This is a genomic window from Gracilibacillus marinus (genome assembly GCF_042651725.1).
GTDB classification, from domain to species: domain Bacteria; phylum Bacillota; class Bacilli; order Bacillales; family Amphibacillaceae; genus Gracilibacillus; species Gracilibacillus marinus.
In genome coordinates, this window is record NZ_JBHSDV010000003.1 from 118,217 (window position 1) to 135,067 (window position 16,851).

The following is a 16,851-nucleotide window of genomic DNA, read 5'->3' on the forward strand; positions in this document are numbered from 1 at the left end:
AATTCCTATCATTTAGCCATACTATTCATTAGGAGGCAATGATATGAACTATATATTCATTTTATTTATGACGACAATGTTTGCAACAATACCACAAGAAGAACTATTGAAAATTACATATAATGGCGAGCAATTAACTACAATCAATCGAGAAATGTATTTTATGCCAATATTTGATAATGCAATGATTAATCATGAAGATTTTAACCAATTAATCACGACAATGGAGCAAAAAGTATATCAAAAACCGAAAAATGCATATATTGATGAGAATGAACAAATCATTCCAGGTGAAAATGGCCATACATTAGATAAAGAACAATTTGTGGAGCAATTTTATCATTATTTTTTTTCAAAAGATAGACAACAAATAGAAGTTCCTGTCCGACATGTGTACCCACATGTCGACAGTGAACTTTTAGCAAATATAAAAACAAAACAAATTGCTCAGTATGTGACGTATTATAATCATAATAGAAAACAGAGATCACATAATATATTCCTTGCATCTGAAGCAATCAACAATCATGTGGTGTTTCCAGGAGAAACCTTCTCTTTTAATCAAGTGGTTGGTGAGAGGACAGAAGAGAAAGGATATTTACCTGCACCTGAAATCGTAAAAGGGGAACTGATTGAAGGAATTGGCGGAGGTATATGCCAGGTCTCATCTACATTGTATAATGCTGTTGACAAAATAGGCGTGCAAATGATTGAACGCTATTCGCATAGTAAGCATGTACCGTATGTGCCTAAAGGACGCGATGCAACAGTTAGTTGGTATGGACCAGATTTTAGTTTTAAAAATACGTTAAATCAACCATTGCTAATTCGTTCAAAGACGAAAGAGGGTAAAATGATTGTAGAAGTGTATTCATCGGATATACTTGATTATAAAATAAAATCTGTCCCAAAAGCATCAGAAGATTATTTACAAGATGAATTAGAAGTGAATGAGTAGATTATCCTTTTATCAGTAAAAGTGTTTATATGTGAAGTATTCTTTAAATAATTAATCTTTGTTATGTAAATATTCTAATGCTTAATAAGAAAACCAGTTATCCTATTTCGATAACTGGTTTTCATTCCATTCATTTAAAGCTCCAATTCGCCCATCCGCAATAGCTCCACAACAGCTTGTGAGCGCCCCTTAACACCCAACTTTTGCATAGCATTTGAGATGTGGTTTCTCACCGTTTTTTGTGAGATAAATAATTCTTGAGCGATTTCCTTGGTTGTTTTGTCTTGTACAAGTAGTTCAAATACTTCTCGTTCTCGTTTCGTTAATAATTGCTTCGGCTTGTAGTCATTGTCTTTCAAATGTGAACCCCTCCTTGCTGACTTTAGGGCGTTTGTAATAAGAGGGTATTACTTAGTCAATGTATCATATGTAAGCGCAAGAAGAGTTGTGCTGTACATTAGTCTAGATTATGTAAAAAATGTCCTGGGAAATATTCTAAAATTTTATAAATGAATAATCCAAAAATCCATGTATTTTTTATAGGATGAACAATAGTATTAGGTAATGAATACTAGTAATTTAGTTGTGTAAGTGATAAGATGATGGTAAAAAACAACAAGATTAGGAGATTACTATGGGATTATTATCAAAATTATTCAGTAGTAAACAAGCTGACACAAAGGAAAGTAACATTCAAACGACATTTAAATCGAATGAATTGAAAAAGAAAGATAATGAAAATATAGCTAAGCGAAAAGGAGATATCGGGGAGTACAAAATTAATATACAATTAGATCAACTATCAAAAGAGTTTAAGCATCTCAAAGATGTAATGGTTAAGAATACAAAAGGCAAAACTGGTTATTCTCAAATTGATCATATCGTAATTTCACCATATGGAATTTTCGTAATAGAAACGAAAAACTATCAAGGAACAATTTATGGAGATAAAGACAGAAAAGTATGGTCGGTAAATGGAAAATTTAAAATGATGAATCCATTTAAGCAAAATTACGGTCACATTCAAGCTTTAAAAGCACTCATTGATGAAAAATACCATCCGTATTTTATTTCAATGGTATCTTTTACGAAACGCTGTACCTTCAAAATAGATGATATGGAGTTAAGAAAGATTACCTCCAGCGATTTACTGGTCTATGACATCGAATTATCAGATTATATTGATAGAAAAGTTTCTGTTAATAAACATCAATATAAAGAACCTTTTTTAACAGATAGTGAAATCCAACAAATTTATGATCAAATAGAAAGAGCAAATATTACTGATCAATCTCTCCGAAAGCAGCATGTAGAATCATTGAAGAAAGAAAATGCAAAGTCAAAAGAAGAAAAAGCAAAATGTAAGATATGTCAAAAGACAGTATCGGGAAAAGTGAAATCCTACTGTCTGTCCAATAAGAAGTTTAAAGGTGAAATTTATTGTTATGAACATCAGAAGAATATTTGAACCAAGTCTAACTGACCTTAATTAAGTTGTCCAATTAAGTGTAACCTATCCAGATTATTAACTTCTAAAGTAGGAAAAACAGGAATGAAAAAAGGTTGGGCAATCGCTAGACCTTATGTAGAGAAAGCAATCAAAGCCCCTAAGACTTACATACTAGAAGGCTCTGGTGGTGGGGGGAGAATTATACAGGTAAGACTTAGAAAAGGTGGTTCTGTAGTATTTAGACTAGACTATTTCCCCGTAAAAACTGGTGGAAAAAACGTACTGCATTATCATGTACCGCCTAATTTAAAGAAACATCATACTATATTCTAAAAAGGTGGTTGTCCTTTTATGATGCTTTTTGATGAAAATCTTCATATGCATGTAGGTTATTATGAAGATGGTCACGATATTGAAGGAATATTTTTAAAAGTTTATGAAAAAGATATTTGGTGTCTATTCTATAATGATGAAATATACAAGATTAAAATTTCAAACAAAAGCGTTTATCCCTTTATAAATAACTTTGGTCACCTTGTGGGAATTCACCATATCTCTGCACCGGATTTTACAGAAGAACAAGGTAATCAATTATTGAAAAAATTCTTAGAATCCCAATGATTTTAATAAATGACTTGTAGTATAATCAGTTAAAAATAAGGAAAAAGGCTCGATTTTTCATCAAAGATGATAAGCTGAGCCTTTTTTTCTATAGGTTTAAGTATTTTACGCTTATATAGAAAAAGCTCTTAATTTGATTTCATATCTTAAAGCAAAGTATCAGTTTTCGGCTATAAATTCTGCTCACTATATAACTACTGACAATATTGAGATCACAGGTATGTAATAAGGTAGAAGTAGCTATTAATTGAATTAATAACGAATTAAAAAGTTACTTTTGGTGTAAGTTAACTAACTTGAATAGTAGTTTACATGAATGAGAAACCATTATGGTAAAACAAAACAAGTTCTACATTATCATTTATACGTAAGCATTAAATTTTTAAGTCAGCTTATACACGCTGGATATTAAATACTAAAAAATACTTAACTGTAATTAAAAGGAGAAATAACGTACAATTGCATCCTTGTATTGCTAATTAATTACACTGAAGATAAAATATTAGTAGTGACTGTAGAGTGATGAAATCAATTTAGGAGGTTGGATAAATGAATTGTAACAATTGTAAAGGGAGCTCTTTCGTGGAAGCGACAGATTATGTAAATTTACGACCATTAGATAAAAAAATGGCAATTGGCTCAGAGAAAGTATATACGGTCTGCTTAGATTGTGGAGAAGTAGTGTCCATTAAAATTAAGAACCCAAAAAAGTTGAAATAAATATATGTTAGATAACAATGCATGCTATACTTGCAATAGATGAAAGATTAGAAATGAGGTTTAATTTATGGAACTTAGTTTTAAGAATAAGCGTGTAAGGATATATGCATGGATCATGATTCCATCTTTTATATGTACCATCTTATTATTTATATTTTTGCCACGCGATTTGAATAGAATCATCATTGTTTCACCATTACTTATCGGTTACTTTATTTACATGGTCTGGAAAGTAAGAGATGTGAGTAAACAATTCTCTGGTAATGATTCGAGACAAATCAAATAAACCGTATGTGATTGGATGGGCTGCAGAAATGTCTAAAAATTATCAAACGATAATATGGTTACTCATTGCAATTATTCTTTTAATTATTGGCATTTTGTGGAGATAAGAAAAAACACTTACTAAAAAAATAAGTGTTTTTCCTGTATAATATTCCATACGATTCCATTATGGGTTATTCATTAAACCATAGTGGATCATTAATATCAACATCACCATTGTAATTGATAAAGATTTCTTCGCCTTCTTTAATATCTTTATACGCATAAAATTCAAATGTATGATTATCAAAGTTAATCTCATAATTTGCATTCGGTTGATAAGAGTGGTTAAATAACATGCCATAACCTAGTAAAATAGCCGAATGATGAATACCGTATTCAAACGCATAATCAGCGAGTAGTGTTTTTTCAATGTGTTCATGTTGTTCGTTTGGATATGCTATAACAGGTGCTTCATGTAGTAATGTTCCTTTTTCAATGTCGCATGTAGCAAACACACCTCTGTTGAACTCACCATCACTTATTAAAGATGTTTTTACTTCAATCATATTTTTCACCTACTCACTTTATTTAAGTCATCATTACGATATAACGTAAATGAATATATCCACAATCCAATATAGTAGATTGCAGTCTTTCACCATTGTAACATGAAATCACATCGTAATTCACTTCTTGGCACCCTTTATTGTGATAAATGATAGTTGGCTCTGATTCATAAAACGAATTGGTAAAACACTTGTACCGAGACCACTATCAATATACAATTGTTGTTTTTCTGTCAATTGAAATAATCCCTTATCTAAAGTTGGGAATAAATCTTGACCAGGAGCTATAAGTGCCCCAATGAATGGTAATCTAATTTGACCACCATGTGTATGCCCACTCAATATTAAATCAATCGATGCATTGAATTCTTCTTCAGGGGTATGTGCTAATAAAATGGTATAGATATTAGGGTCTAATTCGTTCAATGCACTAGATATATCATCATGATTTGTGGAACTATCTGCAATCCCTGCAAGCTGAATAGTAGATTGTTTTGTTGTGATACTCGTATTTGTATTGTCTAATAGTTGAATGTCATTCTTCTGTAATTCAGCAAAAAGTTCTTCACGTAATGGATTGGTCCATTCGTGATTACCCGAGATATAGTATATGTTGGAATGAATCAGAGATAATTCTTTGATGAAATGTTTCATTTGTGTTAAATCAGTAGTCTTTCGATCAATTAAATCTCCAGTGATTACGATGATGTGTGGGTTTAGTTCCTTAATTTTTGCTAATAATTTCATATTATTTTTATCGAACACTTTATTATGCATGTCAGATAGTTGTAATATAGTTAATGTATCATTCACATGTAATTTCGTTGTCTCAATAAACACTTTTTCAACTTTGAATGTAGTTGTATCATAATATGCTTTCGCACCTACTACTAATGTGAACAATAGCGGTGATAACAAAATCATTTTCTTTTTCACAATATTTCCTCCAAATGATAGCTTTTTCTTTTCTTTCGTAAATGATTAGTTAAATCTTTAATAGTTTGTAAGGTTCGTATGATATACTCTAGAGAGATTACTAGTTTTAGGTAAAAATAACAAATGGTCTATGTACAAGTATGTCCATTATTGGAATAGTATAACATAATTAGATGTTAATGGTGATAAAAAACAGGAGGGTTGTCCATTGAATGAACGTCAATTTTATGACATGGTTGGTTTGATTAATGGTTGGGACTTTAGCCAATTACAAGTTGAACGGGAAGATGTGTGTTGGGATTTTTACGATGAAGTCAGCAAAAGAGTGCGACCAGATATGCATATACTAGATATTGGGGTAGGTAGTGGGGAAAAGTTACTTGAACATGCATCACTTTTCCGACATGTAACTGGAATAGATCAATCAGAGGTAATGATTCAAAAGGCAGAAGAAAACAAACGGAAAGCGTGCATTACTAATAGTACATTTCTTCAGATGGAAGCTGAAACATTAGATTTCTTAGATAATCACTTTGACATGGTTACTTGTCGACATGCACCATTCCATGCAGAGGAAGTATTTCGAGTGCTATGTAAGGATGGCATATTCCTCACACAACAAGTAAGTGAAGCAGATAAATTAAATATAAAAAAAGCATTCGGAAGAGGTCAAGGGAACGATTGGAATGATGGAGAATTAATGCAGCGGTACTGTGAAGATTTAAAAAATGCAGGTTTTGCACAAGTCGATACATTTACATACGATGCAAAGGAGTATTACAAAAGACAAGAAGATTTACTCTATTTACTTGAACATACACCAATTATTCCAGATTTCCGAAAATATATTTTTGATGAAGAGATTTTCAACCAATTTGTTCATCAAAATCAAACATCTAAAGGTATTCTAACAAATGAAAAACGATTTATGATTATTGCAAGGAAGTGATCCATTGTTTTTACGAGAAGTTCGAATTGAAAATAAACATCTAAATACTCGTCAATACCCTTTTTCTATTCCTGTCATTCGTAATTTAGAATCATTAACATTGAATCAACCTGTGACCTTTTTTGTAGGCGAAAATGGTTCTGGAAAATCCACATTAATGGAAGCAATTGCGGATAAATGTGGGTTTAATACAGCAGGTGGTGGCAGAAATAATTATTATGAAATAGATGCACAAACTTCTGCATTGGCACATTATGTTCGATTATCATGGTTGCCTAAAGTTACTAATGGTTTTTTCTTAAGAGCAGAATCATTTTATCATTTTGCATCATACTTGGATACATTAGATGGAGGAACTGGACCTTATGGTGGAACCTCATTACATGAACAATCACATGGGGAAGCTTTCTTATCTTTATTTACAAACAGATTTAACAAAAAAGCAATTTATTTATTAGATGAACCAGAAGCTGCTTTGTCACCAAGCCGTCAATTTACTTTATTAAGAATCATTTATGATTTGACAGAAACAGGTGAATGTCAGTTTATAATAGCTACACATTCACCGATATTGTTAGGATTTCCGAATGCTACAATTCTAAGCTTTGATGACGAGAAGATTGAGGAAGTAAGGTATGAAGAAACAGATCATTATAGATTGACGAAATACTTTTTGAATAACCGTGAGAGATTTTTAGAAGAACTTTTCTCAGATGAGGAATAGACATTTTGATTGTATCGTTACAATTTATTCGTCTTATTAAATTGTTCCAACCATTTGTCGAATTCTTTCTTTGTTTTTGAATCTAGTGAAGAAATTCTCTGTTCAAATCGTGCTTTTGCCCAGTTATATAAATGAATGTCATGTGCATTCATTTTTTCAATGCGCTTAATTATTTCTTATGAGTGGCTTTGCAGAGACGGTCTATTATTTGTTTGGTTACGGTGAGGAATGGTGGGAATAGTTAGATTATATTGTTTTTGTAAAAAGAATAATGACTCCTCGTACATGTCTGTAAAGCCAATCATGGAAAAATGTTCTCTAGCATGATACTTAGCAAGTGCGATATTGTTAGGATCTCCACCTGAAAGATATCTTGTTGCCAGATTTACTGTTCTGTATCGAATACTTCGAATATCTTTTTTCTTATATTGTATATTCTTATGTCTTTCGTCTTCCATAATTGCTACAAAATCCTCTAAGGACAATTTTAACACTTTGTCGTGTAAGGGGTCTTCTTCATATCTTCTAATATAATAGTACGTGGAAATAACTCTGTCGACAGGGTCGCGTAATAATGTGAAAAACTCTACTTTCTTATCTAATTCTTTAAATAGCTTTCGATGCCAGATATGAAATGTATCTTCTTGTTTCTTCAAAATTGCCCATAATGATTTCCCACCAGATTTAGGGATGTGTAAAAAACACACAGGCGATTTCTCTTTCATCTTTTCATTTTCAAATACAATCAAGAATGGTCCTCCTTTAAAATGACCAAAGAGCATGAGGTGCTTGTTTTGTTTGTGATTTTGTACCATTTGATTGTTGGAATCGTTGATTGAAATGATAGAATCACCATCCCAAGATGATCATCAGGATGGTGATATAAATCGAGTTGTGATGGATGTGGATGTGTGGATGGATGACTGTGATATACTGCTAATACTTGTTTATTTGCATTTGTTATATCTAACAAAGTTTGGTGTACGATTTCTTTCCTAACAAAAAATCGATTCACTGTCTTGGCTTCATTTACTAACGGATATATTCCTGAAATGATATTATTTTCGCCTGCTATAAAACCACAAGCTTCATAAGGTAGACATGTTTGACAGTGTTGAATAAGTTCTTCATATAAGCATTCTTGCAAATAGTATGTTTCCATCTGAACTCTATCCTTTTTTCCAAAATGATTTTGCAAATAACACCGTTTTCTGCCAACGGGATAACGGCTTTTCCTTTTCTTGTATTGTTTCTTCTGTATGCACACCAACTTCCTCTGTTGATTGTTCTACTTCTTTGTTAGAATGCTCAACACTTGCTTTCCATTCATTTTGTGTCGTCGTTGATTCAATATCGGTATTCGGTTCAGGTATTTGAATGTCCGCTTTGTTTTGCTCATTTACTTGGTCATTTTTAATTTGATTTGCTTGTAGCTTAGAAGATTTTTCCTCTTCTATTACAAGTTTATGTTCATGTTCTTTTTTTTGGAAAGGCTGCTGCTCTAGTGGAAGGGTGTGATTTATTTTGGTTTCAATCATTGGTTCAGTGTTATTTACGAACTGTTTCTCTCTTTTTCTTGGTTTGATAATGATATTTTTGCTTCCTTCAAATCGTTGTCTTTGTAACAGTAAATTCTCCGGTGTGTTCCGGTATCTTTGTTGAGTTGTTGTAGTGGAGTTTTGAACATTTCCAATAATGGATTGTAATTGACGATATTCGGATCTGTATGCTTGTTTAGTTGTTTGCATTTGCATGACACGCTTTTGTTGTAATTGTACTTCTTGTTTTACTTCATTTACTTTAGCTGCTGTTGAAGTGACAACATCGTTCAGTTTGTCATATAATTCAGGAATGTTAGTATTTGTAACTTCTTTTTTTATTTGTGTGATGTCATTTTGTAATTCGTTAATAGATGTCTTTAATAAATGAATTTGTTCTTCTTGATCTGTTAAGCTCTTTATTTTTTCATCCATTACACTCATTTCTCCTTTTATCCATTCAAGTTGCTCAAAATATGTTTCTTTTGTATTAACACTGTGTGAGTTTTGTTGTTGTTGGAAATATAAATGCTTGTATTTGTTTTTTTCCTTACGTAATGCTTCTATTTCTTCTTCTTTATAGAGCCTATATTGATACATAGTTATTCACCCTTTTTACCTCACATTAATATACTATTTGTGAAACATCAATTCGTGACAAATGTGCTATTCGTTTTCGTCAATAACAGACATCAGCCCATTCGAGGATCTTACTTCAATAACGAATGTGCGTCATGGTTGTTGTAGCGTTGTGAGGAGATTTTCTTTTATTATGATATTCGCCTATATTCCTAAATATCATAATAATTCCGCTCCTTCACTAAAACATTTTGTTACATGTTGTCATAGGGTATATGGACTAAAAACATTTTGGAGGTGTTTGCATAATGCAAGCAAAGAATTTAACAGGAGGGCAGGAACTTCTGTGTATTAATACAGAGAAGGTCTATGATTGGATTTTGAATGAAGCAAACTTCGATTTAGCTCTAAACAATTTAGATTTACCATTAAATCCTGTAACTGGTGCACAGTTAGAATGTGCTGACATTGATTTAGATACGGTTTCATGTGCAGTTGACCCAGCTGAAGTGGATCCAATCGTTGTAACAGGCCGTGAAGATCAAGTGTTTGTTGTAGATGGTGCTGAAGTAACATTGCAAATCGTTAATATCCGCAAAAATTTTGACGTCACAATTTTTGTTAACTTAATTCCAGCACTTGGTGGTGCACGCGTAGAAGTAGGAACAGTACCATTTACTCGTTGTGAGCAAGTAATCCTTTGTGCACCAACAGGAACAGATATTGATGTAACATACACAGATCTAGATTGTTTTGTATGTACAGCTAGTTGTGACCCAGGAACAACTACAGAAATTGATGAATTAGATGTAACAGTAACTGTTCGTTTGTGTCAAAGTATTAAATCAACATATCCAGTAACATTAGAACTAGTCGCAGAATTTTGCCAACCACGTGATATTTTACCATTCCCACCATGTCCAGCTCCAACAATTCCAACACAATGTCCAGTGGTTTTCCCAACTACAGGGAATAATGGATAATGAAATAACATACTGTTAAGAGAGGGGAAATCCTCTCTTTTTTTCTGTATGTATAAATGAATTATTAGAAAAGCAAGTGTTAAGAATCTTTGAAGAAAGTGGTGAGCGTATTGTCACTCATTCAACAGATAACAGAATGGCACAAAGAACAGGTACACCGTCTAAGCCAACTCGAGACACTGATCGACAACATTTGTATAAATAATGGGAGTATTTATAGTTATTTCACGTATGCTATCACTATTTCGCACACAGTGGAACAAGATAGTTATTTGTTAGGTTCGATGCATGTACAGAATATTAGTAATCATGTCATAACAAATCCACTAATTTGTTTAAAAATATCCGCCACTTCACCATTTGACTTTTCAGGCAAATATATCTATCCAAATACGACACAGAAGATGCAGGTTACTGGAGCATGGGAGCGGATAAATGAAGCAACGAATAAAGAAGAGTATTGGCTTCGTCCAACACACAAACAAGTGATTGAGCCTGGTGAAACAATTACCTTCAGTAATTTTCAATTAAAATGGAAGGTAGACCAGCAATATAATTACCATCTTTATGGCTATGTCTACTCAGATGAATATAAAGATGGTGTCCCTACAAAAAATCAAATTAACGTGAACGGAAAAGTAGAGGGAGAGGATTCGGATGTCGACTAACATGGATACATTCCTACAACAACTTATTGAGCAGCAATTAGATTTAAGCTTAAAGGGATCGAGTGATAGCCAACCCCAAAGAAGCTTTATGTATTTGGATCATACGACAATTCAACTTATCCTGTCCTATTTCTTAATGCAAAGTGGCAATAGTCATTCTTCATCAGATGAAAGTGATGCGATTGCAATGTTTCAAAAATATACAGAAGAGCAAAAAAATCAAATAGAGATTATCACCAAAAAATTAGAGGAGCTAGTTAATAATGGCGCGTAAGCTAATCTATCTCCCTATTGAGGTAAAAGCAAGGGAACTGGATGCGAAATTATTATTAGCGTATTATGCTGTCTTTGCCGGCTTCGATATTATCATTGGGGATATGCCGACTATTTATACACTTTCTGAGACAAATCAAAAAGGTATTGTTTTCTTTAAAGGTGGTCCACATGGCTTTAGAGAAAGAATGATTACACATTCGTATGAATTTGGTCATCAAATTGTAGAATTAGACGAAGAAGGATTTTTATTTCAACCAACTTTGTATTTGCAGGATCGAATGCAAAAGAAGAGTCTCGACATGGTGACACAAGAATACTGTTGGGGACAAAATCAATTTGATACGATTGTAGGGGCGTATCCTCAAAGTAAAGATAAAGTGTTTGTGACAGGCAATCCTCGTTTTGATTTATTAAGTCCAAAATATCGACAATTATATAAAGAAGATAGCAATCAATTAATAGATAAGTATGGGGATTTTATACTAATTAACACACGGTTTTCCATATATAATACAGCAAAAGGATTTAAGAAAACGGTTCATTTCAAACATATTGAACAATTGTATATCGAATTTATTAAAATGATCAAACAATTAGCTAGTGAGTTACCGAATCAGACAATTATAGTAAGACCGCATCCTGGGGAGAATAGACAAAGTTATCAAAAAGAATTGCATACATTCCAAAATGTCAAAATCATACATGAAGGTTCTTTGGTACCTTGGTTAAATGCAGCAAAAGTGGTCATTCATAATGGATGTACATCAGGTGTAGAAGCATATCTGTTAGATAAACTGGTCATCGCATACGTACCTTTTGAAACAAAAGAGGCACAATTACCAAATGTCTTGAGCAATCAAGCTACAACAGTGGAAGAAGTAATACAATTATTGAAGGATAGTCATAAGCGTAATGATGACATCCTTCACAACCACTATAAGATAGAAAATGATACACATGCTTATACTGAGATTATCTCATTGTTAGAGAAAGTTGACACAGTATCTTACCAGGAGCGTTTACGCATCAACAAATTTCCAGTTGTAAAAAGGAAGAAGTCTAAACGGATTTTCTCACTTACTGAAAATGAAATAGCAATGTTTTTTCATCGACTGAATGAAATAGACAATAAAAAGCAAATAATCGATATACATGAAATCTGTTCCAATGTCTATTACTTATCTTTAGAATAAGCAGTATGTGACGATAGAAGTAACCAAAAACATAGCTATTGTTTTCAACACAATACACGAATGATGCCATATATTATTTCGCTATAAAAGGGGTATACACACCATGAAATGATATGTGTGCGTATAACCCGATCCGACTTGCAAAGTACATACAAAATCCAAACGATTCAGATGCTACTAACCGAATCGTTTGGATTTTGTAATTCTACCATTCTATTGTTCAAATCTTGTTTAACTTTTGTCTTTCTGCAAAATGACAAGTGTGTACTGCATGTTTATTTCATACAACAGCCACCGCCACCTCTTTTGATTGCCTTTCTTTTAATTGTAGAAGTTGTCGTAATCTCAATGGGTTTATCTGATGTATGGAAATTATTTTTGACTTGTTGGATAATCTCTTTTGCTTTCAAAATCAATCATCTCCCTAAGTAGTTATAATCTATAGTATTACAACAAAGGAAAAATGAATGGGCAATGAGGGAACAGTTTTTACTTGTATTTTTAAAATAACTTCGTACCACTATTCATTGGAATGGAATAATTTATTTTTCTTCTAGTGTGATGATACGATGCCGATTGTTTTGCTTCTAGATCATTTATTTGTTTTTTCTGTATATGCATGTCACGAACAATTTCATCCATTTGTGTTTGAATGTCATGTAACTGTGAGACAATTTGTTCTGCATTGGTGATATGAAGCGCTGTTTTTAACTCTTTCACTTCCTTTCGCAAATTCTCTACTATGTCCACGAAATTATTTAATTGATTCGTCATTTTTATCACTCCTCCATCTTATCTTATTGCCTATTTTCAAAAATGTGAGCACACACTAGGCGATTTAACATAGGTTATGTATGAGAACAATTCTTATGGAGGTGTAGGAATGATTCTGTCACAATCACTAAATGGTGGTCAAGAATTGCTTTGTATCGAAACAAATAAAGTATATGACTGGATTTTAAATGAAGCTAGTTTTGATTTGAGTTTGTCCGGGTTAGCTTTGCCGATTAATCCGAATAATGGAGCACAACTTGAATGTGAGGATATTGATTTAAATACAGTGACATGTGCAATAAGCCCAGCAGATATTAATCCAATTGAAATAGTCGGAAGAGAAGATCAAGTTTTTGAAGTGAACGGAGATATGGTAACATTACAAATTGTTTCGATAAGAAAGAATTTTGATGTTACTTTGTTTGTGAATTTAAATCAGAATTTAGGTGGTAACAGGGTAGAAGTAGACACAGTCACATTCACGAGATGTGAGCAAGTAATCCTATGTGCTCCAGAAGGTACAGAAGTAACTGTCACGTATGAGGATGTAGGTTGCTTTGTATGTAATACGGCATGTGACACTCTAAGCACGACAGAAGTAGATGAATTAGACGCAACAGTTACTGTTCGAATCTGTCAAAGTATTCAGTCGACTCATCCTGTTACAATTGAAGTTAATGCAGAATTTTGTCAACCCAGGGATACTATCGATTTCCCTCCGTGTCCAGCACCAACTATGCCCTTGCAATGTCCTGTGGTTTTTCCAACAAATTCACTACCAATAACAGATCAGGAAGAAGTGATGGAGGAAGAATTATTAGAAGAATCGATAGATGAAGTGTTGGATAAAGGTGAGGAACTAAGTCAAGAGACACATATAGATAATGAATAAACAAATACGTTTAGAACTCATAACTAAACTTAAGATTAATCCGAGCATTGTTGAATTTATGAAGTAAATTCACATATGTTCGGATTTTCTTTAAGAATGGTTCTATCATCTCTTTTAATTTGTTCAGATTGATAAATTGTACGAATTTGTAGGCCAAGGTCGTTACAAGAATGTATCTATAATAATATACATATACAGTGAAACTAGAAAAGCTTGTTATAGAAGAGAGGGAGAAAGTGTGTATTTTAAAGGGAAGAGAATCTTAATTATTGGTGGAACAGGTACAATTGGAATGCAGGTAATACACCACATAATAAAAGATAGCCCTCAATTGATTCGAGTATACAGTAGAGATGAATACAAACAATCTGAAGTCATAAGAAAATGGAAAGAAAGTAAATCAATTGATTACATGATAGGTGATGTACGTGATCAAGAAAGAATAGAAGAAGCAATGCTAGGAATGGATTATGTCATACACGTTGCTGCAATGAAGCGTGTAGAAATGAGTGAATTAAATCCGATTGAAGTAGTGAAGACAAATATACTAGGGACGTATAATGTCATGCGAGCAGCTTTAAAACAAAAAGTGAAGAAAGTTGTATTTACAAGTACAGATAAAGCTATTTCTCCAACAAATGTGTATGGTGCAACAAAGCTCATAGCAGAACGTCTTATTGCTACATCAAAAAATGATACGACAATATTTGCTAGTGTAAGGTTTGGTAATGTCATTGGTTCTAGAGGTTCCGTTATCCCATTATTTCAAAAACAAATTATGGAGAATCAGTCCATTACTGTTACGAATGATGAAATGACACGATTTATGATGACAATGGATCAAGCAACTGCCTTAACCATAAAAGCATTAAAAGAAGCGAAAGGTGGTGAAATATTTGTCTTAAAAATGCCTGTCATCAAATTGAAAGACTTAGTCGCACTAATTATTGAAGAAACGTGTGCCAAACATCGATTAGAGAAAGAACAAATTCAAATAGAACAGACAGGTCTTCGGCCAGGTGAAAAAATGTACGAAGAGTTAATGACAGAAGAGGAATCACGATATGCATGGGAATTACCAGATATGTTTATTATTCCATCTGATAAAGAACAAGTATATTCGAATGCAAAGAAAGCAACTGAACAAAAGTATAGTTCATCCCAAACAGCCCCTCTATCAAAAGAATCTTTACGTCAATTATTATTAAAAGCAAATGTATGGAATAAGGAGGAGTGAGATGGATACATTCTTGAGAAATTATTGGTCCATTTATTATAATTTCCTACAAGATTTCGAAACAATTATATATCGTGACTATTCATTAGCCTATTTTTGTCACTTACCAAGCTATCTACTGCCGAACAAACCATTATTAAGCAAACTGCAACAGACGTCTTTTTATACAACGAAGTGGGGGAAACAAATTACACATCAGCGTGATATTCAACAACTTTTCACAGAATTTACAGAAAAGCATCGAAATCCATTAAAGAAATCAGATGGAAAAGTTGTGATTCATGTAGACAAATTACTACGATTTCCTAATCCATCCTTACAACAATTCAATCACAAAAAAACAATTTTACTATCGAATGGGAACAAACAACGATTTACGAAAACAATTTCGACACAACCGTTATCCACTAAACAGTATAGAAAATCTACACGAGCAGTCCCACTTACGAATACGATTTTGATAAAGAAAGGAAAAAAAACGCGTACGACGGTGTCAAATGTAAAAATATCAAACCAATTTGTATCCATATATTTAAGCGATTTTGCCCAAAAAAATACAGATGCAATTAACATCATTACAAATCAAGCAAAACACATGTTAAATGAGCGAAGCAATCATCCACTATATAAAGAAAATGCATTTCGAAAATGGTTTATAAATAATTTGAGTGCGGTAATACAGTATATTGACATTGCTGAGAAGTTTTTTCGCAAAATGAATGTGGCATGCCTTGTTGTATCTACCACACATAGTTATATCAATCGTATTTTAACAGTTGTTGCATCAAAATTCGGTATACCAACAATTTGTATGCAACATGGAATTATCGCAAGTGAACTAGGCTATATTCCTAAAATCGCTACAATTGATGCAGTATATGGAAGCTTTGAAAAAAAGTTCTTTCAAAATATTGGAGTAAAGAAAGAAGCAATCGAAATCATTGGTCATCCAAGGTTTGACCAAATTCCATTATTATCATTACCAAAAGGGAAAATCCAGAAACAATTAGGACTGGATACACGGCAAAAAACAGTGCTCATTGCTGTTCGTGGTTCTGATGATATTGATCGATGGCGAACTTTTATTCAAGAATTACACCATAGAAATAAATGTAATATTTTAATTAAAAACTATCCTAGTTCTGAACCACATCCATTAACAAAAGAATTCTCTTATGTATATCCGACACACCCGTATCATCTGTATCAATTATTCTCACAAATTGATGTTGTTGTTGCATACCCATCTACTGTAGGGATTGAAGCAATGATTAACGACAAAACAGTTTTTATATTAGATAAAATCACAAATGGGTATACAAATTATTATGGATTATTACAATCACTTACACAATCGTCTCCAAAAGTACTTGCGCAATTAGTGGCGAACTATTTTCAAGAACCAACATTTCGAAATAAAGCAAATGAAATACGTCAAGCATTTGTGAAAGAAAGATATCCGAATCACTATGCTTCGACGAAACAATTGCTAGCTTGCATCAATAGATTAACAAAATAGG

23 protein-coding genes are annotated in these 16,851 nt (G+C 32.9%); 15 read left to right on the plus strand and 8 right to left on the minus strand.

All coding sequences use genetic code 11. From position 1 onward, the window contains the following. Window positions 1-43: 43 nt before the first annotated feature. Window positions 44-958, plus strand: coding sequence for a VanW family protein (locus ACFOZ1_RS10775; RefSeq protein ID WP_390199199.1), 915 nt, complete (start codon window positions 44-46; stop codon window positions 956-958). Between the two features lie 134 nt (window positions 959-1,092). Here the strand turns inward: ACFOZ1_RS10775 and ACFOZ1_RS10780 are convergent, their stop codons facing one another. Next, window positions 1,093-1,317: a helix-turn-helix domain-containing protein gene (locus tag ACFOZ1_RS10780; RefSeq protein WP_054859055.1), complete on the minus strand. Its 225-nt coding sequence runs from the start codon at window positions 1,315-1,317 to the stop codon at window positions 1,093-1,095. A gap of 275 nt (window positions 1,318-1,592) precedes the next feature. Here ACFOZ1_RS10780 and ACFOZ1_RS10785 point away from each other — a divergent pair, with 275 nt between their 5' ends. From ACFOZ1_RS10785 to ACFOZ1_RS10805, 5 genes are all read left to right on the plus strand, one after another. Further along, entirely contained in the window at window positions 1,593-2,426 is an 834-nt protein-coding gene (locus ACFOZ1_RS10785; protein ID WP_390199201.1) for a nuclease-related domain-containing protein, read from the plus strand. A gap of 84 nt (window positions 2,427-2,510) precedes the next feature. Then, window positions 2,511-2,741 (plus strand): hypothetical protein, encoded by a 231-nt coding sequence (locus ACFOZ1_RS10790; RefSeq protein WP_390199203.1) that lies wholly within the window; start codon window positions 2,511-2,513, stop codon window positions 2,739-2,741. An 18-nt stretch (window positions 2,742-2,759) separates the two neighbouring features. Further along, entirely contained in the window at window positions 2,760-3,029 is a 270-nt protein-coding gene (locus ACFOZ1_RS10795) for a DUF3986 family protein (RefSeq protein ID WP_390199205.1), read from the plus strand. A 549-nt stretch (window positions 3,030-3,578) separates the two neighbouring features. Continuing rightward, window positions 3,579-3,749, plus strand: coding sequence for a hypothetical protein (locus ACFOZ1_RS10800; protein WP_390199207.1), 171 nt, complete (start codon window positions 3,579-3,581; stop codon window positions 3,747-3,749). A gap of 67 nt (window positions 3,750-3,816) precedes the next feature. Further along, window positions 3,817-4,035, plus strand: coding sequence for a hypothetical protein (locus ACFOZ1_RS10805; RefSeq protein ID WP_390199209.1), 219 nt, complete (start codon window positions 3,817-3,819; stop codon window positions 4,033-4,035). A 172-nt stretch (window positions 4,036-4,207) separates the two neighbouring features. Here ACFOZ1_RS10805 and ACFOZ1_RS10810 read toward each other — a convergent pair whose 3' ends face one another. Continuing rightward, window positions 4,208-4,582 (minus strand): SET domain-containing protein, encoded by a 375-nt coding sequence (locus ACFOZ1_RS10810; RefSeq protein ID WP_390199211.1) that lies wholly within the window; start codon window positions 4,580-4,582, stop codon window positions 4,208-4,210. 120 nt (window positions 4,583-4,702) lie between these two features. After that, complete coding sequence (locus tag ACFOZ1_RS10815; protein WP_390199213.1) at window positions 4,703-5,518, minus strand: metallophosphoesterase; 816 nt, start codon at window positions 5,516-5,518, stop codon at window positions 4,703-4,705. A 208-nt stretch (window positions 5,519-5,726) separates the two neighbouring features. Here ACFOZ1_RS10815 and ACFOZ1_RS10820 point away from each other — a divergent pair, with 208 nt between their 5' ends. Continuing rightward, the gene (locus ACFOZ1_RS10820; RefSeq protein ID WP_390199215.1) at window positions 5,727-6,467 is read left to right on the plus strand and encodes a class I SAM-dependent methyltransferase; all 741 of its coding nucleotides are present in this window, start codon (window positions 5,727-5,729) and stop codon (window positions 6,465-6,467) included. A gap of 4 nt (window positions 6,468-6,471) precedes the next feature. Beyond that, window positions 6,472-7,191: an AAA family ATPase gene (locus ACFOZ1_RS10825; RefSeq protein WP_390199216.1), complete on the plus strand. Its 720-nt coding sequence runs from the start codon at window positions 6,472-6,474 to the stop codon at window positions 7,189-7,191. Between the two features lie 176 nt (window positions 7,192-7,367). Here ACFOZ1_RS10825 and ACFOZ1_RS10830 read toward each other — a convergent pair whose 3' ends face one another. The 3 genes from ACFOZ1_RS10830 to ACFOZ1_RS10840 are packed head-to-tail and all read right to left on the minus strand — an operon-like array spanning window position 7,368 to window position 9,329. Beyond that, window positions 7,368-7,940, minus strand: a complete 573-nt coding sequence (locus tag ACFOZ1_RS10830) for a sulfotransferase family 2 domain-containing protein (RefSeq protein WP_390199218.1) — start codon at window positions 7,938-7,940, stop codon at window positions 7,368-7,370. Continuing rightward, window positions 7,937-8,353, minus strand: coding sequence for a M67 family metallopeptidase (locus ACFOZ1_RS10835; RefSeq protein ID WP_390199220.1), 417 nt, complete (start codon window positions 8,351-8,353; stop codon window positions 7,937-7,939). Before ACFOZ1_RS10835 ends, ACFOZ1_RS10830 begins: the two co-directional genes overlap by 4 nt. 7 nt (window positions 8,354-8,360) lie before the next feature. Further along, window positions 8,361-9,329: an AAA family ATPase gene (locus tag ACFOZ1_RS10840; protein ID WP_390199222.1), complete on the minus strand. Its 969-nt coding sequence runs from the start codon at window positions 9,327-9,329 to the stop codon at window positions 8,361-8,363. Between the two features lie 287 nt (window positions 9,330-9,616). Here ACFOZ1_RS10840 and ACFOZ1_RS10845 point away from each other — a divergent pair, with 287 nt between their 5' ends. From ACFOZ1_RS10845 to ACFOZ1_RS10860, 4 genes are all read left to right on the plus strand, one after another. After that, window positions 9,617-10,291: a BMQ_0737 family morphogenetic spore coat protein gene (locus ACFOZ1_RS10845; protein WP_390199224.1), complete on the plus strand. Its 675-nt coding sequence runs from the start codon at window positions 9,617-9,619 to the stop codon at window positions 10,289-10,291. Between the two features lie 110 nt (window positions 10,292-10,401). Continuing rightward, window positions 10,402-10,959 carry a hypothetical protein gene (locus ACFOZ1_RS10850; protein ID WP_390199226.1) on the plus strand — a complete coding sequence of 186 codons (558 nt, stop codon included), beginning with the start codon at window positions 10,402-10,404 and terminating at the stop codon, window positions 10,957-10,959. After that, window positions 10,949-11,233 (plus strand): hypothetical protein, encoded by a 285-nt coding sequence (locus ACFOZ1_RS10855; protein ID WP_390199227.1) that lies wholly within the window; start codon window positions 10,949-10,951, stop codon window positions 11,231-11,233. Before ACFOZ1_RS10850 ends, ACFOZ1_RS10855 begins: the two co-directional genes overlap by 11 nt. After that, window positions 11,223-12,428: a surface carbohydrate biosynthesis protein gene (locus ACFOZ1_RS10860; protein ID WP_390199229.1), complete on the plus strand. Its 1,206-nt coding sequence runs from the start codon at window positions 11,223-11,225 to the stop codon at window positions 12,426-12,428. The genes ACFOZ1_RS10855 and ACFOZ1_RS10860 overlap by 11 nt, the downstream gene beginning before the upstream one ends. A 275-nt stretch (window positions 12,429-12,703) precedes the next feature. On the opposite strand, the gene ACFOZ1_RS10865 is transcribed toward ACFOZ1_RS10860, so the two are convergent. Together ACFOZ1_RS10865 and ACFOZ1_RS10870 are read right to left on the minus strand one after the other, a co-directional pair. Then, on the minus strand, window positions 12,704-12,838 hold the full coding sequence (locus tag ACFOZ1_RS10865; RefSeq protein WP_390199231.1) for a hypothetical protein: 135 nt from the start codon (window positions 12,836-12,838) through the stop codon (window positions 12,704-12,706). Between the two features lie 91 nt (window positions 12,839-12,929). Beyond that, entirely contained in the window at window positions 12,930-13,202 is a 273-nt protein-coding gene (locus tag ACFOZ1_RS10870; RefSeq protein WP_390199233.1) for a hypothetical protein, read from the minus strand. Window positions 13,203-13,311: 109 nt separating this feature from the next. On the opposite strand from ACFOZ1_RS10870, the gene ACFOZ1_RS10875 reads away from it, so the two are divergent. From ACFOZ1_RS10875 to ACFOZ1_RS10885, 3 genes are all read left to right on the plus strand, one after another. Then, complete coding sequence (locus ACFOZ1_RS10875) at window positions 13,312-14,094, plus strand: BMQ_0737 family morphogenetic spore coat protein (RefSeq protein ID WP_390199235.1); 783 nt, start codon at window positions 13,312-13,314, stop codon at window positions 14,092-14,094. Window positions 14,095-14,332: 238 nt separating this feature from the next. After that, window positions 14,333-15,331: an SDR family NAD(P)-dependent oxidoreductase gene (locus tag ACFOZ1_RS10880; protein WP_390199237.1), complete on the plus strand. Its 999-nt coding sequence runs from the start codon at window positions 14,333-14,335 to the stop codon at window positions 15,329-15,331. 1 nt (window position 15,332) lies between these two features. Beyond that, window positions 15,333-16,850 carry a glycosyltransferase family protein gene (locus ACFOZ1_RS10885; protein ID WP_390199239.1) on the plus strand — a complete coding sequence of 506 codons (1,518 nt, stop codon included), beginning with the start codon at window positions 15,333-15,335 and terminating at the stop codon, window positions 16,848-16,850. The last annotated feature ends 1 nt before the right edge of the window (window position 16,851 follow it).